Origin of the sequence: Ruegeria sp. EL01 (genome assembly GCF_900313035.1) — a bacterium.
In the GTDB taxonomy this organism is placed as follows: Bacteria; Pseudomonadota; Alphaproteobacteria; order Rhodobacterales; family Rhodobacteraceae; genus Ruegeria.
This window is the reverse complement of sequence record NZ_OMPS01000041.1, coordinates 195,729-214,132: the sequence shown is the minus strand read 5'-3', so window position 1 is coordinate 214,132 and position 18,404 is coordinate 195,729. Positions and strand designations below refer to the sequence as shown.

15 protein-coding genes are annotated in these 18,404 nt (G+C 56.6%); 6 read left to right on the top strand and 9 right to left on the bottom strand.

Features of this window, described 5'->3' with window-relative positions:
* The first annotated feature begins 54 nt into the window (after positions 1-54).
* Genes D9K61_RS16910 through D9K61_RS16890 form a run of 5 tightly spaced genes read left to right on the top strand, consistent with a single transcriptional unit; the run spans position 55 to position 6,774 of the window.
* Positions 55-2,457: an FAD-dependent oxidoreductase gene (locus D9K61_RS16910; RefSeq protein WP_120634361.1), complete on the top strand. Its 2,403-nt coding sequence runs from the start codon at positions 55-57 to the stop codon at positions 2,455-2,457.
* A 2-nt stretch (positions 2,458-2,459) separates the two neighbouring features.
* The gene (locus tag D9K61_RS16905) at positions 2,460-4,010 is read left to right on the top strand and encodes a trimethylamine methyltransferase family protein (RefSeq protein ID WP_120634360.1); all 1,551 of its coding nucleotides are present in this window, start codon (positions 2,460-2,462) and stop codon (positions 4,008-4,010) included.
* Entirely contained in the window at positions 4,011-4,685 is a 675-nt protein-coding gene (locus tag D9K61_RS16900) for a TetR/AcrR family transcriptional regulator (RefSeq protein WP_120634359.1), read from the top strand.
* Complete coding sequence (locus tag D9K61_RS16895) at positions 4,682-5,986, top strand: FAD-binding oxidoreductase (protein WP_120634358.1); 1,305 nt, start codon at positions 4,682-4,684, stop codon at positions 5,984-5,986. Before D9K61_RS16900 ends, D9K61_RS16895 begins: the two co-directional genes overlap by 4 nt.
* Before the next feature lie 56 nt (positions 5,987-6,042).
* Complete coding sequence (locus tag D9K61_RS16890) at positions 6,043-6,774, top strand: hypothetical protein (protein WP_120634357.1); 732 nt, start codon at positions 6,043-6,045, stop codon at positions 6,772-6,774.
* Positions 6,775-6,787: 13 nt separating this feature from the next.
* On the opposite strand, the gene D9K61_RS16885 is transcribed toward D9K61_RS16890, so the two are convergent.
* Positions 6,788-7,147 (bottom strand): DUF3307 domain-containing protein, encoded by a 360-nt coding sequence (locus D9K61_RS16885; RefSeq protein ID WP_120634356.1) that lies wholly within the window; start codon positions 7,145-7,147, stop codon positions 6,788-6,790.
* A 244-nt stretch (positions 7,148-7,391) separates the two neighbouring features.
* Between D9K61_RS16885 and D9K61_RS16880 the strand changes: the two genes are divergently transcribed.
* A complete protein-coding gene (locus tag D9K61_RS16880) occupies positions 7,392-10,388 on the top strand; it encodes an ABC transporter transmembrane domain-containing protein (RefSeq protein ID WP_174235111.1) in 2,997 nt (998 codons plus the stop codon).
* 157 nt (positions 10,389-10,545) lie between these two features.
* Here D9K61_RS16880 and D9K61_RS16875 read toward each other — a convergent pair whose 3' ends face one another.
* From D9K61_RS16875 to D9K61_RS16840, 8 genes are all read right to left on the bottom strand, one after another.
* Complete coding sequence (locus D9K61_RS16875) at positions 10,546-11,778, bottom strand: mandelate racemase/muconate lactonizing enzyme family protein (RefSeq protein ID WP_120634354.1); 1,233 nt, start codon at positions 11,776-11,778, stop codon at positions 10,546-10,548.
* Between the two features lie 24 nt (positions 11,779-11,802).
* Entirely contained in the window at positions 11,803-12,897 is a 1,095-nt protein-coding gene (locus D9K61_RS16870; protein WP_120634353.1) for a Zn-dependent alcohol dehydrogenase, read from the bottom strand.
* A gap of 81 nt (positions 12,898-12,978) precedes the next feature.
* Positions 12,979-14,178 (bottom strand): TCR/Tet family MFS transporter, encoded by a 1,200-nt coding sequence (locus D9K61_RS16865; RefSeq protein WP_120634352.1) that lies wholly within the window; start codon positions 14,176-14,178, stop codon positions 12,979-12,981.
* Positions 14,179-14,290: 112 nt separating this feature from the next.
* Complete coding sequence (locus D9K61_RS16860) at positions 14,291-15,004, bottom strand: alpha/beta fold hydrolase (protein ID WP_120634351.1); 714 nt, start codon at positions 15,002-15,004, stop codon at positions 14,291-14,293.
* Positions 15,005-15,016: 12 nt separating this feature from the next.
* Positions 15,017-15,805, bottom strand: coding sequence for a 3-oxoadipate enol-lactonase (gene pcaD / locus D9K61_RS16855; protein ID WP_120634350.1), 789 nt, complete (start codon positions 15,803-15,805; stop codon positions 15,017-15,019).
* 59 nt (positions 15,806-15,864) lie between these two features.
* Complete coding sequence (locus D9K61_RS16850) at positions 15,865-16,839, bottom strand: threonine/serine dehydratase (protein ID WP_120634349.1); 975 nt, start codon at positions 16,837-16,839, stop codon at positions 15,865-15,867.
* The gene (locus D9K61_RS16845; RefSeq protein WP_120634348.1) at positions 16,836-17,663 is read right to left on the bottom strand and encodes an alpha/beta fold hydrolase; all 828 of its coding nucleotides are present in this window, start codon (positions 17,661-17,663) and stop codon (positions 16,836-16,838) included. Before D9K61_RS16845 ends, D9K61_RS16850 begins: the two co-directional genes overlap by 4 nt.
* Entirely contained in the window at positions 17,663-18,349 is a 687-nt protein-coding gene (locus D9K61_RS16840) for a haloacid dehalogenase type II (protein ID WP_120634347.1), read from the bottom strand. The genes D9K61_RS16845 and D9K61_RS16840 overlap by 1 nt, the downstream gene beginning before the upstream one ends.
* Positions 18,350-18,404 lie beyond the last annotated feature (55 nt).

Genomic DNA, 18,404 nt, shown 5'->3' with positions numbered 1-18,404 from the left:
AGAAGTGAACAGTGCTACTAGCGTCTCCTGAGAATCTATGCAGGGGAGGTTGGGATGAAATCCCAGTATCGTGTCGTGGTCATCGGGGGCGGTGTAGTAGGCGCCTCGGTTCTGTATCATCTGGCCAAATTCGGCTGGTCCGATGTCGTCATGTTGGAACGCCGACGTCTGGCGTCGGGGTCTTCCTGGCACGCAGCGGGCGGCATTCACGCATTGAACGCCGATCCGAACATGGCGTCGCTGCAGGCTTACACCATCGACCTTCTGAGCGAGATCGAGAAAGAGTCAGGTCAGAATATCGGTCTGCACATGACCGGGGGCCTGACGCTGGCCGGCACCCCGGAACGTTGGGAATGGTTGCAGTCGAACTACCGCATCTTCCAGTCAATCGGCATAGATGATTGCGAATTGCTGACGCCGGAAGAGGCTCAGAAACGTTGCCCGATCATGTCCACTGACGGCGTGCTGGGTGCCATGTGGGCTGATCGAGAGGGTTACATCGACACCACCGGCACCGTGCAGGCCTATGCTACTGCCGCTAAAAAGCGGGGGGGCGAGTACTACGAAGAAACCAAAGTCGAAGAGCTGATCCAGACCGACGATGGCTGGCAAGTCGTCACCGACAAAGGCACGATAACGTGCGAACATGTGGTCAATGCCGCGGGCCTCTGGGCCAAGCAGGTGGGGCGTATGGCGGGTGTGGAATTGCCGGTTTCACCATTGAAACACCACTATCTGATCACCGATTCCATTCCCGAAGTGGCCGCTGCCGACTTTGAGATGCCAATGACGGTCGACCTCGAAGGGTTCACCTATATGCGGCAGGACCAAAAGGGTGTTCTGATTGGGATCTATGAGGTTGATCACGAACACTGGGCCATGGATGGCGCCCCTTGGAACTATGGCGAAGAGCTGTTTCAAGAACAGCTTGACCGCATCGAGAACGAGCTGACGCTAGGTTTCGAACGCTATCCTTCAATTCAGGACGTGGGCATCAAAACCTGGGTCAACGGCGCCTTTACCTTCTCGCCAGACGGCAACCCGCTGGTCGGGCCTGTTCCGGGAAAGCGCGGGTACTGGACTGCCTGTGCGGTGATGGCGGGTTTCCTACAAGGTGGCGGTGTTGGCAAGACGTTGGCCGAATGGATGATTCATGGCGAGCCAGAGGCCGATGCATGGCCAATGGACGTGGCGCGCTATGGCGATTTCGCTCAGAATAAACGGTACATCCGCGAAACCACGGGGCAGTTCTATTCCCGTCGTTTCGTGATGACTTACCCGAACGAGCAACTGCCTGCGGGCCGTCCGTTGAAAATGGCCCCGGCCCATGACGCGATGACCGAGGCTGGGTGCAAATGGGGGGTAAGCTGGAATCTTGAAGTGCCGCTGTACTTTGCGCCGAAAGGATTCGAGGAAACGCCGACCCTCAAGCGGTCAAACGCGCATGATATCGTCGCCCAGGAATGCAAGGCGATCCGCGAAGGCGTAGGTTTGATGGATATCTCGGGTTTCTCCCGTTTTGAAGTCTCAGGCCCGAAAGCAGAAATTTGGCTCGACAAAGTCATGGCCTCAAAACTGCCTGTGCCGGGTCGGGCGAAACTGGCACCGATGTTGGGTGAGAACGGGCGTCTTAAAGGCGATCTTACCGTGCTGAACTGGGGCGACGGCACCTGGTGGATCATGGGCAGCTATTACCTGCGTGCCTGGCACATGCGCTGGTTCGACGATCACATGATCGATGGCGTGGATGTCCGCGATCTGGGCGAAGAATATTGTGGCTTTGCGGTTGTTGGTCCGAAATCGCAGGCTGTCATCGAAAAGCTGGCTGAACAGGACATCTCGGGCCTGAAATTCATGGGCTGCGGTGATTTCGATATTGGCCTGGTGCGCGCTCGCGTCGCGCGTATGTCAGTGACCGGTGAAAAGGGGTACGAGATCAATTGCCGCTATGGCGATCACATCAAGCTGCGCCGGATGCTGCTTGAGACCGGGGCCGAGGAGGACATTCGCGAATGCGGCTTCAACGCAATGCTGTCGACGCGTCTTGAAAAAAGCTTTGGCATCTGGTCGGCGGAATTTACCCAAGCCTACACACCGGGCATGACAGGGATGGATCGCTGGATCGACTGGGATAAGGATTTCGTTGGTAAAGACGCGGCTGTGGCCGAACGTGATGGCAACGGACCGGATCAGATTCAGGTGATACTGGAGGTCGATGCGCTGGACGCAGATGCCAGCGGATACGAGCCTGTTTGGGCGGGTGAGGAACGTGTTGGGTTCGTCACGTCCGGCGGATATGGGCACTACACTGGCAAGTCGCTGGCGATGGCGCTGGTGAACCGTGACAAAGCCGAAGCGGGCACCGAATTGTCCGTTCATGTGGTGGGTGTCGAACGCCCGGCCCGCGTGGTCGCGCCGTCGCCCTATGATCCGCAAGGCAAAGCGATGAGGGGCTGAGGATGGTCGCGCAGACCTCAGAGCGGGGCAGACGACGGCGCGGGCGCGGGGCGGATGCTGCCCCGCCGGTCAGCCGCGATGTGAACTATCGACAGTTAAAAAACCCGTTTCCGGCAATGGAAGTGTTCCCGGCGGACCAGATCGCGGACATGCACGAAACCGCACTGCGTACGCTTGAAGAGCTCGGGGTCAAGGTTCTGCTGCCCGAAGCGTTCCGTATCTTTGAAAAAGCGGGCGCACGGGTGGATGAAAACAGTCAAATGGTCTTTGTCGGGCGCGACATTGTTGAGGCGGCGATTGCCTCGGCTCCCAAATCTATCGCATGCCGTGCCGGGGCGCGACACCGGGATTTCACCTTGGAATTGGGTTCGCTGGTCTTTCAGCCGGGGGCCGGGGCCCCGAATGCCACAGATTTGGAACAGGGGCGCCGTCCTGCGACCGGGCAGGATTATCTGGATTTCCTGAAACTCACGCATCATTTCGATGTGTTCCAGATGATCTCGCCTCAGGTCGAACCGCAGGATGTGCCGACCCATTTGCGTCATTACTTCACGACGCAGGCCCAGATGGAACTAACCGACAAGTTCCCGTTCTTCTTCTCTCGTGGGACGCCGCAGGTGTTGGATTGCTTTGAGATGCTATCGACGGCGCGGGGTCTGTCGGACGATGCGTTTCGCGGAAATCCGCATTGCTACACAATTATCAACACCAACAGCCCCCGAACATTGGATATTCCAATGGCGCAAGGGCTGATCGACTTTGCCCGACACGGCCAGATGTCGATCATCACTCCTTTTACTTTGATGGGGGCTATGGCGCCGATCACTGTGGCCGGAGCGATCACATTATCTCATGCCGAGGCGCTGGCCGCTCTTACACTGACGCAGCTGGCCAATCCCGGTGCGCCCGTCTGCTACGGCACATTCACCAGCAATGTGGATATGAAGTCAGGTGCCCCTGCCTTTGGGACGCCTTCTCATTTTCAGGCTTCACTCGCGGCCGGGCAACTCGCGCGGTATCTGGGATTGCCTTGGCGGTCTGCGGCAGGGTCAGCTTCCAACACCAACGATGTGCAGGCGGCAAATGAAAACCAGTTCGGTCTTTGGGGCTGCCTGATGGCCGGGGCCACGGTGATCATTCATTCGGCAGGTTGGCTGGAGGGCGGCTTGACAGTGTCATTCGAAAAGCTTGTTTGCGATGCCGAAGTGCTGAACATGGTCGCCGAACTCTGTGCTGGTGCGCAGGCCGGAGAGGCCGAGATCGGCTTTGACACTGCGCTGCGCGAGGTCGAACCGAGTGGCCATTTCTTTGCCTCCAGCCAGACCATGGAGCGTTACAATACCGAATTCTACCAACCCCACGTGCATGATTATGCCAATTTTGGCACCTGGGCTGAACGTGGATCGATGGATGCCAATCAGCGCGCGACAGGTGTTTGGAAGGGCATTCTGCATGACTTCAAAGCCCCGACCAGCGACAGTGACAGGCTGGGCGCATTGCATGACTTTATTGCCCGACGTACTGCCGAGGGCGGCGCACCGCCGGAGAGTTGAATGAACACAAAACCGATCTTGCACAGGGATGATCCTCAGGCTGAACCACTGGTCGGCAACATCAAGGTCACGCGTGATGACTGGCTGAATGTTGCGATGGATGTTCTGATCTCGGATGGTGTGGACCAGATCAAGGTTCTGAACCTGGCCGAGCGGATGGCCGTGTCACGGTCTTCATTCTATTGGTACTTCAAGTCGCGTCAGGAACTGCTGGATGCGCTTCTGGCGCGGTGGCAGGCCACGAACACGGCAGCCTTGATCGCGCAGGCTGAAGCACCTGCAGAAACCATCACGGCAGCCGTTTGCAACGTGCATCGATGTGTTGTGAACACGGCGCTGTTCGACACGGCGCTGGATTTTGCGGTTCGCGACTGGGCGCGGCGTTCGGGCAAGGTGCGGCGGATGCTGGACCAGTCGGATGCGCGACGGTTGGCGGCCCTTCATGCAATGTTCGCGCGCCATGGCTATTGCGAGATCGAGGCCGAAACCCGGGCGCGGGTGCTCTACTACATGCAGATCGGATATGACCTGGCCCAGTTGAACGAGCCGATGGCAACGCGGCTGTCGATGGTGCCGCATTATCTTTACGTCTTCACCGGCGTCGAACCAAGGGCCGAGGAAGTCGAGGAATTCAGCGCCTATTCAAAGCGCTTTTCGGAAGGAGACACAGAATGAGCCAACCAGACGCAATCATCATCGGAACCGGTGTCATCGGAGCAGCCATCGCATTCGAGATGGCCAAGGCGGGCTGGAAGACCCTGTCGCTGGATCGCAACAGCCAAGTTGGTCACGGCTCGACCGCCGGATCCTGCGCGATCATCCGCATGCACTATTCAACCTTCGACGGAACGGCCTTCGCATGGGAGGGATATCACTACTGGCGTGACTGGGCCGACTATCTTGGCCTGCCTGAAGACGCCAACCTAGCGCAGTTCCGCGAAACCGGCTGTTTGGTTATGAAGACCGATGCCAACGGTCTGCTGGAAAAGCACAAGCACAACAGTGCCGATCTGGATTGCCCGTTCGAGGAATGGTCGCCCGAGAAAGTCGCCGAACGACTGCCGGTTTACTCACAGGACAGCTTTGCCCCCGCCAAACGCATGGATGATCCGGAGTTTGGTCAGCCAAACGGTCGTAAGATGCGTGGCGGCGTGTTCTGGCCACAAGCTGGTTATGTCACTGACCCAGCCTTGTCCGCGCAAAACCTGATGGACGCCGCCAAACTACACGGGGCAGAGGTGCGTACCGGCGCTGAGGTTGTTGAAGTTCTGACCGAGGGCGCGCGCGTGGCGGGTGTCAAACTCGCCTCGGGCGAGGAAATTCGTGCAAAGGTGATTGTAAACGTTGCCGGACCGGGGTCGGCGATCGTCAACAAAATGGCCGGAGTTCTGGATGATATGACCATCGAAACCCGCCCCCTGAGGCAAGAGGTGGTGCATGTTCCGGCGCCCGAAGGCTTTGATTTCGAAAATGACGGAACGATCGTTTCGGACAGCGATATTGCCTGCTACTGCCGCCCCGAACACGGAAATCACATTCTGGTTGGGTCTGAAGATCCGGAATGCGATCCGCATCAGTGGTGTGAAGACGACGTTCATTACAATCACGACTTTACGGATCAGTGGACAACCCAAGCCATGCGCTACGCGCAACGCGTGCCCAGCCTTGGTATTCCTTCGAAAACGCGCGGAGTCGTCGATTTGTATGATGCGTCGACCGATTGGATTCCGATCTACGACAAGTCCAGCCTACCGGGGTTCTACATGGCCTGTGGTACCAGTGGGAATCAATACAAAAACGCCCCAATCGCTGGCAAGATGATGACGGCGTTGATTGACTATTGCGAGGGCGGTGCGGATCACGACACGCAACCACTGCAATACGAACTGCCATATATCAAGCGGTCGGTCGACGTTGGGTTCTATTCACGAAAGCGGCCAATTAACGAAGAAAGCAGTTTTTCGGTTCTGGGCTAGCCGTTCACTGGAAATGCTCTAAGATTCACGGGGCTCGCAATCAAGGCGGACCCCTGATGATTGATCAAAAGAACACAGTACTGATTCTTGGCAGTGCCCCGTCTGCCATGGCGGCGCGGGATTGGTCGCGTTGTCCGTTCACGCATATTGTGGCCATCAACAATGCTTGGCGCATCCGACAGGATTGGGATTTTCTGATCCATCCAGAGGATTTTTCGACAGAAAAGCGCCCTGAAAGACTGAACACGGGTCAGAAAATGGTGTCTGCCGACGACTATGTCCCGCGACAAAACGAATTTGGGGGATTTGTTTATGCCGGCGGTACGATGGCTTTTACGGCAGGTTATTGGGCTCTGTCAGTCTTACGTCCCAAGGTCATAGCCTATTTTGGATGCGACATGGTGTATGACGGTCCGGGCCAGACTCATTTTTATGGTAACGGGGCAGCAGACCCTTTGCGAGACGACATCACCTTGCGCTCGCTTGAGGCGAAATCTGCCCGACTTGCCCTGTTTGGGGCGTCACAAGGGTGCCGGGTGGTTCGGTTGTCTGATGGAGAGAGCCGCTTGGTCTATCCGTCTGCGAAGGCAACAGAACTATCTTCGGGTTCTCTGTTGTCGACAAAACGCATGAGCGCGCCGCTTCAGCTTGAAGCTGAGCTTGGTTATAATGTGCCATCCGGGCGGTATTGGGAGACCACGCAGCAGTTTGACGTTGATAAGATCGATGCGTTGGATCGGTTGTGGTTGTCCGCCTATCAGGCCTGCGCGTTGGATGCTGTCGCCTGACCCCTGGTACCGATCAGGTTGCGAAGGTGACCCAAGCCCAAACCATTGCTATGTAGGTCAGGTTGTGCAGGCACTGATCCAATCCCGCCGCGCGCCAGAATGCAGCCTGGTTCGGCTCTAACTGTTTCTTGTCAGAATAGCTTGCCTTGAAGAAATCGATGTTGAAGTGAACGATCCATTCGAGTGCTGCGATGACCAGTATGAAGATTAGCGGCGTGCCAAATAGCAGGAAAACAATAACGGAGCCCACGACGTGCACACCGGCATGTTGCGCACGCCCCATGTGAAAATACTCTCCGCGCCCGGAAAGCATTTTGGGTGTCTGTAGGAAGAAGTCGGCAAACATATGCTTGATCTGCAATAAGCAGAGCATAAGAAACACTGCGCCAAAACTGGCAGTCAAAAGTACCCTCCCGATGTCGTCCTGCCCGAATACTAAGCCTTAAAATGCAGGCACGTAAATGAACTAGTTCACACAACGTGAATAAATATACCAAGTGTGAAACTATTTGCGTATCCCAACTGGATTACTGTAAATTCAATCTGTTGTATTTGCATGCATAACACCAAAATTACTTCGTTGATCAGCAGCAGGGGCAGGTTCAATAGAACGCACGATTTTTCGGTTCATTTGGAAGTACTCCAAGCGCGACCAGCTGATCTTGCTGGCCGTCACATCGACGTTGTTCCCACTGTTATACCTGACGCTGGAGCTGCCGAAACGCATCATCAACGATGCGATTGGCGCTACAAGTAGCATCGTCGAATTCTGGGGTTACAGCCTGCCGCAGACAAATTTCCTGATCATCTTATGCTTTGCCTTTTTGGCCGCGGTTTTGGCGCATGGGCTGATGAAGATGCGCATCAATACCATGAAAGGTGTGCTGAGCGAGCGGATGCTGCGCCGGCTTCGCTACCAGTTGATCAGCCGCGCCTTGCGATTTCCGCAACCCTATTTTGAGCGCGTCAGCCAGGGCGAGCTGGTGTCGATGATCACCGCCGAAAGTGAGCCGATGGGCGGGCTGATGGGCGATGCGATCAGTCAGCCCGTTCTTCAAGCCGGACAGATGATCACCATCCTGTCTTTCCTGTTTCTTCAAAGCGTCTGGTTTGGCCTGGCTGCCGTTGCGCTGATCCCGGTCCAGGCCTGGTTGATCCCGCGTTTGCAGCGCCAGATCAACTTGTTGAACAAACGCCGAATTCAAGAAGTGCGCGTTTTGGCCGCCCAGATCGGTGAAAACGCCGCAGGTGCGTCGACCCTGCGCGCAAACGGCGGCTGGCGGTATCGACGGGCCATGATCTCCGATCAATTAGGTCGGTTGTTTGGTATCCGGTTCGAAATCTACCAGAAGAAGTTCTTTATGAAGTTTATAAACAACTTCATCTCGCAACTGACGCCGTTCATGTTCTATCTGGTCGGCGGGCTTCTGGTGCTTCAGGGCTCTGTTTCACTGGGGGCATTGGTTGCAGCGCTAGCGGCCTACAAAGATCTCAGCTCACCCTGGAAAGAGCTGTTGACCTACTATAACCAAACCCAGGATATGTCTCTGCGTTGGGATGTCGTGAACGAGCGTTTTGCGCCTGCCGGTATGCATGATGAAAAGCTGTTCGAAGGTGAGCCTGATGCGCGCCCGCAGCTGAATCGCGACATTGTTCTGGATCGGGTTTCGGTCCGCGACATCGATGGAAATCAGGTGTTGGATGATCTGAACCTGACTTTTCCGCATGGAAAAACCATCGGTATAGCCGCTCCGAGCGAAGAGGACAGGCGCGCAATCGGCGAGTTGCTGACCCGGGAAATCCTGCCAAGTGCAGGTCGGGTCGAAATCGGTGATCTGAACCTGTCGGAGCTGCACCAGGGTATTGTGGCGGCTCGCATTGGCTATGCCTCGTCGCGCCCGGTCATGTTCCAGGGCACGCTGGGTGACAACGTCATGATGCCGATGCGGTACAAACCGTTGTCAGATGTGGCGGATGATCCGAATTTCTCTGAAACTCTGAGGGCTGGGAACAGCACCGACCCTTTTAAGGCCGAATGGTTGGATCCGTCTCTGGCCGGTCTGGACAGTGCGACCGCCCTGCGAGATTGGTGGCTGCAACTGATTGATGGAATGGGGTCCGGGGCTGCCCTGTTCCAACGCGGTGCAGAACAGGAATTTGACGCGTCAGAACATCCTGAGTTGGCGCAAAAACTGGTTGAGTTGCGCCCACGTGTTCAACAGGCCGTTCTTGAGGCAGGGCTGGACCAGAACGCCCTGATCTTTGACCGGGACAGCTACAACTCTGCGCTTCCTGTGGCTGAGAACCTGCTATTTGCGACGCCCCGAGTTCCGGTGACCCAAGACGTTCTGGCGCAACAAACTATCTTTTTGGGGCAATTGCGTGAATTGGGGTTGGACGAGACATTGATCGCGCTGACGCGAGACGTGATCGATATGTTGCGGCAGATTTTCGGGCTCGACGGGACGGATCACCCGTTGTTCCGCAAGCTGGGGCTTGAGGCGCAAACCTATGAAGCGGCTGTCGAGTTGATCGAGCGCACGCGCAAGGAAGGTGCGGCGGGGTTGGATGACGAGCAGTTGGCCAATTTGCTGGCGGTGCCGCTGGTCATTTCGGCTGAACAGATCGGGCCAGCCTTTACGGATGAGTTGAAGGACCGGATTCTCGAACTGCGGCACAGCCACTCCGAAAAGCTGCTGGAGCGGCTGCAGGATGTCTTTTTGCCGTTGAAACCGGACGAGTTCGCACCTGGCTTGACGGTGATGGAAAATGCCCTGTTCGGGAAGGTCAGCCAGATTGGCGGCGTGCGTTCTGACGAAGCACGCAAATTGATTGTTGATGTACTGGCCGAAAACGGTGCACGGCCGCTGGTGGTCGAATTGATCTACGACATTCCGGTTTCTCTGGGCGGGCAAAACCTGCCAGCCGTTTTTGCCGAGCCTTTGGCCTTTACCCGGGCAACGATCAAAAAGCCCGACATTCTGATTCTGGAAAATGCCTTGGCCAGCTATGACATGCAGACACAAGTTGCTGTGTACAAGAACCTGCGAGAATTGTTGCCTGAGACCACGGTTATCTACCTGAACGATCAGTTCGAAAGTCCTGACGTATTCGACATGTATGTTGAAATCCGACAAGGTCGTGTGGTCACAGACGAAGGACCTGCGGACGTGGAGGAAGACAGCGCTGCCTCGGCCGACCTTGCGCGCAAGCTGCGCGCATTGGAACAAACCCCCCTGTTTTCGGGGTTGGATCGCAGGCAATTGCGCCTGTTGGCTTTTGGTGCGCGCTGGTTCGATGCGGCCCCGGGGCAGGTTGTGTTTTTGAAAGATGATCAGCCGACGGACGGGGCCTATGTTGTGCTGGACGGTGAGGCTGGGTTGTACCTTCCCCAATCTGAGGGACCTGACCAGTTGATCGCGAAGGTCGGATCGGGCGCTTTGGTTGGCGAACTGGGGTTGATCCGCAAAGAACCACGCGCCTTGAGTATGGTGGCTGAGACAGAATTGTCCTGTTTGCGCATTGGTGAGGAAGAGTTCCTGGCCGTTGTGGAAAACGACGCAGCCACCGCGTTCAAGCTGCTGCAGGTCATTGCCGGGTATGTTTCCAACTAAAGCTCGGCGTTGTAGTTTTAGCAGCTGGTGTTAGAGGCACCTGATGATTTGCTTTGTTACCCTAAAACGACGCACGGCAATCCTTATCGCGCCTCTGGCGTCTCGCCCCAGCCGTCCATCTACGTAGTAGAGGCGCGGTAGCCTCCTCCTGCTCGAATCATTCCTCAGTCGCCGGGGCTCCTCCCTGAAAGGCATTGCCGTTGGTATAATCGCAGGGCGCCTCTTGCATCTCCAGATGCAATCCGGTTCCGGTGTAGGGGTTGGCACGCGCCAGATCTTCATCAACGTCGATCCCAAGCCCCGGGGCGGATGGCGCAACGATGTACCCATCTTCGACGCGCAAGGATCCCTTGATCAGTTGGTCGTGGAATGGTGTATCGATGGACTCCAGCAGCAACAGATTGGGGATTGAGGCCGCAAGATGGATGTTGGCCGCCCATTCGATTGGGCCGGCGTACAGATGTGGTGCCATCTGGGCATTGAACACCTCGGCCATTGCTGCAACTTTTTTCATCTCCCAGATCCCGCCTGCGCGACCAAGCGCGGGTTGCAGGATTTCCGCAGCACCCGCTCGCAGAACAGCGCCGAACTCGGCCTTGGTGGTCATACGTTCGCCCGTCGCCACAGGAATGCGGACGTTGCGCGCGACACGAGCCATGTCGTCGATCATGTCTGGCGGTGTCGGTTCCTCGAACCAGAGAGGCGCGTAGGGCTCCAGTGCCTGGCCCAGACGGATAGCACCGGCGGTGTTGAATTGACCATGGGTGCCAAACAGCAGATCGGCCTTATCGCCGACTGCCTCTCGGATCGCTTTGCAGAACGCCACAGACAAAGAGATGTCCGTCATCGCAGGCATGTGCCCACCGCGGATCGTGTAGGGCCCGGCCGGGTCGAATTTGACGGCTGTGTACCCGCGCCGCACCATTTCCGCCGCACTCTCCCCGGCTTGTTCCGGGGATGTCCAGAAATCCGTCAGATTATGCCGGGGCAGGGGGTATAGATACGTATATGCCCGGATGCGGTCGTTCATCTTGCCACCAAGAAGGGCATAAACGGGCCGGTCACGATCTTTGCCCAGAATGTCCCAACACGCGATTTCCAAGCCAGAAAACGCCCCCATGACGGTCAGGTCGGGGCGCTGCGTAAAGCCACTGGAATACGCACGCCGAAACATCAATTCGACATTCTCGGGATTTTCACCCTGCATGTGCCGCTCGAACACGTCGCGGATGACATGGCGCATGGCATCAGGTCCGACCGAGGATGCATAGCATTCTCCCCAGCCGGTGATGCCCGTGTCGGTCGTTACCTTGACCAAAATCCAATAGCGCCCACCCCATCCGGGTGCCGGGGGCGCTGTGATGATAACGTCGAGGTCTTGCAGTTTCATTACATACCCTCCTGCCGAGCGCGATTAGCTTCGGTCAAAGATGATTACATTGCGTTTGGCCGAGCCGGATTTGGTGTCCTTGATGGCATCGTTGATTTGGTCCAGCGACCAACGGCCAGAGATCAGTTCATCCAGTTTCAATCGGCCTTGTTCATAAAGATCGATCATCCATGGGATATCGCGCTGGATAACAACATCGCCCATTTTCGATCCGACCAGTCCTTGGCCAAGCGCGGCCAGAATGACCGGCTCGTAACGCGCTTCATCGCCGGAATGCGGCATTCCGATCATGATGGCCTTGCCCCCCGGGCCAAGATAACGCGGCGCTTGCTCGTAAGCCGGAATTGCGCCGACGGTGATCAAAACCGCATCTGCTCCGCGTCTGCCCAAAGCCTTGTAGGCAGCTTTCCAAGGCTCTTTCAGGCTACCGAGCACGCCATGGGTCGCGCCAAACTCTTTGGCGATTTCCAGTTTATTCTCGGTCATATCAACTGCCACGATGCGGCGCGCGCCAGCGATCCGCGCCCCTTGGATGGCATTTAAACCAACGCCACCAGCACCGATCACCACCACGTCCTGACCTGGTCGCAACCCGGCTGCGTTCACGGCGGCACCAACTCCGGTGATCACACCACACGACAGCAGGCTGGCCAGATCTTTCGGCAGGCTTTCAGGGATTTTTACAATCTGCCGATGGCTGACCACCACCTTTTCAGCAAAGGCCCCGCAGGCCATGGCCTGCTGTAGTGGCTCTCCGTCAGCCGTTTGCAACGGGCCTTTGATCGTATCGTAAGGTGTTTCGCAGATTGTTGGTTTCCCACCAGCACAGGACGGGCAGGACCCACAAGCGCGGATCAGGGTGACAACAACAGGATCACCGACTTTGAATTCGCCCGCCGCGTCGCCAATTGCGGTGATAACACCAGCGGCCTCATGACCGTAGACAGTAGGCAAAAAGCCGCCCCAGGCCCCATCGGCAAACGAAATATCCGAATGGCAGATGGCCACCGCATCCAGGGTCACTTCGACCTCTCCGGTTCCGGGTGCGGCCAGTCGAACCTCTTCGATCACCAAGGGCTCATTGAACGCCCGGCATACTGCGGCTTTGATGGTTTGCATATTTTCCCTCATTCCCAATGACCCACGGTGGCGCGTGATGCTGCAAGCTGCAAGACAGAAATCGCCAACAAAATGTCGTTGTTATGCAACGACAGGGCGGGATCGCAAAAACAGGATGAACCCGGCCAACATAAGCCCCAGTGCCAGCAGGAATGGCGCGCCGGGCAGATAGATGGCCGCATCTGGTTTGATGAACTGTGCAAATATACTGGTCATCAACAGAGGAGAGATCACCATCGACAGTGCGTGTAAGGCCGCTAGAACACCTTGCAGTTCCCCTTGCTGAGAATCCGGTGTGGCGCGCGACATCATTGCTTGCAAGGCGGGCGTGATTACGGCTCCTAAGGCCGTTATGGGAATAAGCATCAAAGCGATTGTGCCGTTGGTCAAAACGGCCAGCAGGGCAAAGCTGACGATCTCGAACACCATCCCAATGACGATTGTCATCCTTTCACCAAGGTAACGGGTTGCCGGTCGGATCAATCCGCCCTGAACCGCAGCCATTCCGATGCCATAGACGCCCAGAGACAACCCGATCATCTGCGGCGACCAACCAAAGCGTTCGGTCGTGAAATAGGACCAGATCGCAGGGTAGACATAGATCAAAACCGAATAGAGGAAATAGACCCACAGCATGGGTCGTATCCCGGGCAAGGCTGCGATGGCTTTTAGCGAGTTTATGGGGTTTGCACGTCGCAGGTTGAACGCACGCTGGGTTCTGTCTGTCACGGTTTCCGGCATCACCAAAACGCCGATGCCGAATATCATCGCTGAAAGGCCAGCCGCCGCCCAGAACGGAGCACGGGTTCCATACTCGCTCAGCAATCCGCCGATAACGGGGCCGAGGACAAAACCGATGCCGAATGCAGCACCGATCAGCCCGAAATTTGCAGCTTTTTCATGTGGCTTCGATACGTCTGCCATGAATGCAGCAGCTGTAGAGTGAGTGGCGGCCGTGATCCCACCAACTATTCGACCGATCAGCAAAAGCCAGATACTGCCAGCGATTGCCATCACCACATAATCCAAAGCCATGACAAAAAGGGAGACGAGCAAAACGACACGCCGCCCATAAGCGTCGGACAGGTTGCCCAATATGGGGCCAAAAACGAACTGCATTGCAGCAAAGGCAGTGCTGAGAATGCCGCCCCAGATCGCGGCATTGGCCAACGTGCCGCCCTGTACCTCGACAATCAGCTGCGGCATGATCGGTAGCACAAGGCCAATACCCATCGCGTCGATCATGACTGTACTGAGAACAAAGGCAAAGGGGAGGCGCATGAATACCGCTGCAATGGACCGTCTGCCGCACAGTATGCACAGTCACGGCCCGAGGGAAGAGAGCCTTTGCAATCTGGCCGCTAACGTTCCGTAACGACCTAATCGGTGCGATTCATAGCTTGCCTTCTATCTCGTTTAGGATCTCTGCCAACCTGCGTGGATGTGAGAAAAATGCCGAATGCGAGCTGTCGATTGTGTAGCGCAGATCCGCAGGTACGCTGTCACTCATCTGTTTTTGATACTCGGTCGGGACGGTCCGGTCATCGGTGCTGCGGATATAAGCTTTTGGAACTTTCTGGAACTTGGCGCTTAGGGGAAGCGGTGTGTTCTGAGGCCTGATGGGCTGTGGGGACAACCGGGCAAAGGCGAAAGGCAAGATTTCGGGCGCACAATCGTGATAAAACAGGTCGCGAACGCAATCAGGATGGACGGTGTAAGACAGGCCGTCGTCGGATTTTTCCACTGCGTTTACAATGGTTTGATGGGGTCCGTTTTTACGCATCTCGACCATCGACATGCCGTCAAGGGGGACATAGGCGCTTAGGTAGATCAGGGCGCGCATGGCTTCAGGTTGTGCTTCGGCTGCAGCGCTGATTGGATAGCCACCCCAGGAATGCCCAACGATGATTGTGTCAGGCGTGGAAGCGGCCAGAACTGCGTCGCGGCAGCTGTTTAAAGTCACTTCAGGTATAGGGGTCGGGTCTGAACCATGGCTGGGTAGATCAATAGCCCGTGCAACATGGCCCATCGCTTCAAGTTCGGGGATCAGATCACGCCAGCACCAGGCGCCGTGACAAGACCCGTGAATCAAGAGGAAACTGGCCAAGGTAATGCTCCTTTAAATATGACCGATTTCGGTCAAAAACTGTGTCAGCAGATTGGCATATTCTACTGGTCTTTCGACACAAGGCAGGTGCCCGGCGCGGCGCATCAGTTCGAAACGGGACCCCGGGATCAGGTCTATGGTCTCGCGCACCAGATCCGGTGGGGTTGAACCATCGTCGCTGCCTGCGATGCCAAGCGTGGGCAGGCGCAATCCGCTGGTTGGGGTGTAAAAGTCGGTGCCTGCAATCGCGGTGCAACACCCCAAGTAGCCGTCGACTGGTTGACGCACCATCATATTGCGCCACAAAAGATGGTCGTCTGACGCGCGGAAACCCCGCGTGAACCAGCGTTTCATAGTAGCGTCTGCCAATGCTTCAATTCCGCCCGAACGGACAGCCGCCATGCGATCCTGCCAGATTGATGGCGTGCCGATCTTTGCCGCAGTGTTCGACAAGACCAAAGCGCGGATCTGATCCATGCGTTTGACGGCCAGCCCTTGTGCAATCATACCGCCAACGGACAACCCGACAAAGACGCAATCGCGAACCTCAAGGTGATCCAGCAGCGCCTCGGCATCGCGAATCAACGCACCCATAGAATACGGGGCAAGGGGTGTGGATGACAGCCCATGTCCGCGTTTGTCATACCGGATGATCCGCACACCTGCAGGCAAATGAGGCAGGACCGCATCCCAAAGGCGCAGGTCAGTTCCCAGCGAGTTGGCAAACACAACCGGTGCGCCATTTGCCGGACCATCAATCCGGTAATGCAGTCGCACGTCGCCAAGATCAGCGAACTTCATATCCTAAATCCTTGTCGGCAAGACTAGTGCGGCCAGAGTGCACCGCCCGCGCGCGATTGTCAGGTCAGGAATTCCAACGCTCGGTCAAAAACTTCGGGGTCAGTGTTGCCGCCCGAGGCAACGACAATGACGTTGTCGCCTGCGATATCGTCCTTGCGGAACAAAGCTGACGCCAAGGCCACGGCGCCTCCGGGTTCCAATACGATCTTAAGGCGCAAAAACGCTTGTGCTACTGCACGCAAGGCCTCTTCCTCGGTGACGGACAGCCCTGGTCCACACAGGCGGAGCAGAATCGGAAAAGTTATGTCTCCCGGCTGCGGTGTCAGGATGGCGTCGCAGATATTGCCCGAAGCTGCATTGTTGTTCTGGATTTGACCTGCCGCCAATGAACGCTTCACATCGTCAAACCCTTCGGGTTCGCACGGGCGGGCGCGCAATGCGGGAGCATGTTTTTCCAAAGCCAACGCAATGCCCGAGGTCAATCCGCCGCCACCACAACAGATCAGCACGTCGGCCTCGGTCACGCCCAATTCTTCTGCCTGCCGGGCTATTTCCAAACCAGCAGTGCCTTGCCCGGCAATCACCTGGGGTTCGTCATAGGGTCGGATCAGGGTCAAGCTGCGTTCTGCCGCCAGTGTCTCACCGATCTCCTCGCGGCTCTCCGAGGCCCGGTCATACAGGACCACTTCGCCACCAAGCGCCTTTGTATTGTTGATCTTCAGCTGAGGTGCATCAGACGGCATCACGATAACCGACGCAACCCCGTGTTTCGACGAGGCCAAGGCGACACCCTGCGCGTGATTGCCCGAGGAATAGGCAATGACCCCGCGCTGACGTTTTTCCGTGCTGAGGGCGGAAATGGCCGACCATGCGCCGCGAAATTTGAAACTGCCCGTATGCTGCAGGCATTCGGGTTTCACAAACACACGGCGTCCAGCGATTTCATCCAGAAATGGTGAGGTCAACAGGGGCGTTTCCTGGACGTTGCCTTTTAGTCTTTCGGCGGCGGATTCGATCAGTTCAATAGTGCTCATGTGGCGTTCAATACCTTGCGAATAATGTCAAGCGACTGTGTTTCGTTCAAAAACGGGACATGCCCACGATCGGGGACTTCTGCTGAGATCAGGCCTGGATGTCGGGCATGCATCTCGGTTACGGTGTCGCGGCTTAGAAGGTCCGAATTCGCGCCTCGGATCACTCCGGTTGTCAGGTCTCGCAGTGTTTCAAACAATGGCCACATATCAGGTATCGCCCCGCTTGCGGCTTGTTCTTGCAGGGCTTTCCCAAGCGCCGGATCATAGCGCAACCCAAGGCTGTCGCCTTGTTCTTCAAACTGGAACTCTGCCTGCTTGCGCCAAACTTCAAGGGCGACGCCGGGAAACTGCGGCTCCATCAGTATTTTGAGAACAGCAGCGGCATCGTCATAAGATTTTGAAGTGGGCCGAGCGCCAACGTATCCAATGATTTTAGCAACGCCAGCCGGTTCGATCATCGGACCGACGTCATTCAGAACAACACCCGCCAGACGTTCCGGATGGCCGGCGGCCAGTGCCATGGCGATCAGTCCCCCTCGGGATGTTCCCAGAATTGACACTTTCTGCAGGCCCAGATGATCCAAAAGTTCGATCACATCCTGAGCTTCGCGTGGTACATTGTAGTTCAAATAGTTCGGATCGTATTCCGACCGCCCGCGTCCGCGATAATCCATCGCAATCATGCGTAGGTCGGTTGCATGAGGTGCAAAAAACGAAAAATCGCGGCTGTTTCGGGTCAACCCGGCCAGACACAGAATAGGTGCGCCTGTTCCAGTTTCCTCAAAGTATATCCGGATATTGTCAGAGGTCGTGAATTCAGCCATCACAGCCCTGCCAACTTGGGAATTGAGGTCAGGTCAGGCAGCACATGCGCAGGGGTCCATGGAAGGCGATCCATCGGCTCGGCTGCACGATTGACCCACGCCGTTACGAAACCATAGCCGCTTGCGCCGGCTGCATCCCACCCGTTTGAGCTGACGAACAGAACCTCATCGCGGTCGCCGCCGAACCTCTTCTGCACCAGATCGTAAACTCGCGCATGGGGTTTGAACACGCCAACGCTTTCGACCGATAGAACGTCGTCCAACACATGGCCTATTCCGGCCGATTGCACCGCTCCGTCCAACATCGGAGGCGACCCATTCGAAAGGATTGCGGTTTGCAGGCCACCCTTCTTCAGCGCCGTCAGCATGTCCGGAACTTCGGGGTAGGCCCGCAATTCCCAGTACAAGTCCAAAAGGCATTGACGCAGCTTTGCGTCCCCCTGCAAATCGGTCGCTTCCAGCGCCCAATCAAGACCATCTTGTGTAACGTCCCAGAAATCGGCATGTGCGTCGGCAACGGCGCGCAGCCACGTGTATTGTAGCTGTTTCAGGCGCCAATGACCCGCCAGATCAGGCCATTTTCTTTGTAAAGCCTCGAATCCCGGTTCCGTTGCGGCCTGACGCGCCGCCGCAGCAACATCGAACAACGTGCCATATGCATCGAATACGCAGGTCTTGATTGCCATCTACCTCTCCCTCGCTCGCCAGCAAGTTGGCACAAGAGATGTGGGGGTTAAAGGG

Excerpts from the sequence above, each read along its gene's own strand:
- D9K61_RS16910 (WP_120634361.1), top strand. The coding sequence starts at position 55 with ATGAAATCCCAGTATCGTGTCGTGGTCATCGGGGGCGGTGTAGTAGGC.
- D9K61_RS16905 (WP_120634360.1), top strand. The coding sequence starts at position 2,460 with ATGGTCGCGCAGACCTCAGAGCGGGGCAGACGACGGCGCGGGCGCGGG.
- D9K61_RS16900 (WP_120634359.1), top strand. The coding sequence starts at position 4,011 with ATGAACACAAAACCGATCTTGCACAGGGATGATCCTCAGGCTGAACCA.
- D9K61_RS16895 (WP_120634358.1), top strand. The coding sequence starts at position 4,682 with ATGAGCCAACCAGACGCAATCATCATCGGAACCGGTGTCATCGGAGCA.
- D9K61_RS16890 (WP_120634357.1), top strand. The coding sequence starts at position 6,043 with ATGATTGATCAAAAGAACACAGTACTGATTCTTGGCAGTGCCCCGTCT.
- D9K61_RS16885 (WP_120634356.1), bottom strand. The coding sequence starts at position 7,147 with ATGCTCTGCTTATTGCAGATCAAGCATATGTTTGCCGACTTCTTCCTA.
- D9K61_RS16875 (WP_120634354.1), bottom strand. The coding sequence starts at position 11,778 with ATGAAACTGCAAGACCTCGACGTTATCATCACAGCGCCCCCGGCACCC.
- D9K61_RS16870 (WP_120634353.1), bottom strand. The coding sequence starts at position 12,897 with ATGCAAACCATCAAAGCCGCAGTATGCCGGGCGTTCAATGAGCCCTTG.
- D9K61_RS16865 (WP_120634352.1), bottom strand. The coding sequence starts at position 14,178 with ATGCGCCTCCCCTTTGCCTTTGTTCTCAGTACAGTCATGATCGACGCG.
- pcaD (WP_120634350.1), bottom strand. The coding sequence starts at position 15,805 with ATGAAGTTCGCTGATCTTGGCGACGTGCGACTGCATTACCGGATTGAT.
- D9K61_RS16850 (WP_120634349.1), bottom strand. The coding sequence starts at position 16,839 with ATGAGCACTATTGAACTGATCGAATCCGCCGCCGAAAGACTAAAAGGC.
- D9K61_RS16845 (WP_120634348.1), bottom strand. The coding sequence starts at position 17,663 with ATGGCTGAATTCACGACCTCTGACAATATCCGGATATACTTTGAGGAA.
- D9K61_RS16840 (WP_120634347.1), bottom strand. The coding sequence starts at position 18,349 with ATGGCAATCAAGACCTGCGTATTCGATGCATATGGCACGTTGTTCGAT.